This is a genomic window from Prevotella sp. HJM029 (assembly GCF_000599605.1).
Taxonomy (GTDB): domain Bacteria; phylum Bacteroidota; class Bacteroidia; order Bacteroidales; family Bacteroidaceae; genus Prevotella.
Window position 1 is genome coordinate 1 of sequence record NZ_AZHT01000068.1, and the last position, 284, is coordinate 284.

Genomic DNA, 284 nt, shown 5'->3' on the forward strand with positions numbered 1-284 from the left:
GCTAAAAGGGCGATGAGCCAATAGGGAATGAGCTTGGAAAGGATGAAACTGCAGCGGCTCACGGGCGTGACATTCATCTGTTCGATGGTGCCTTTCTCCTTCTCGGCTACGATGTTGAGCGTGGGGAGGTAGCCCGTCATCAGCATCATCACAATGCCAAACAGCGCCGGAATCATGAATAGTTTGAAGTTTTGCGACCTATTATATAAGATATAGCTGTGGAACTGTTCCCGGATGGCCTGCGCCTCGGGCACCACTGCCTGCACAATGATTTGCGAAAGATA

The 284-nt window shown here is 50.7% G+C and carries 1 protein-coding gene; it reads right to left on the reverse strand.

Annotation, left to right across the window (positions count from 1 at the left end; all coding sequences use genetic code 11):
* The coding region (locus tag X919_RS14815) for an ABC transporter permease (RefSeq protein WP_036917104.1) at positions 1–284 on the reverse strand (284 nt) is incomplete at both ends.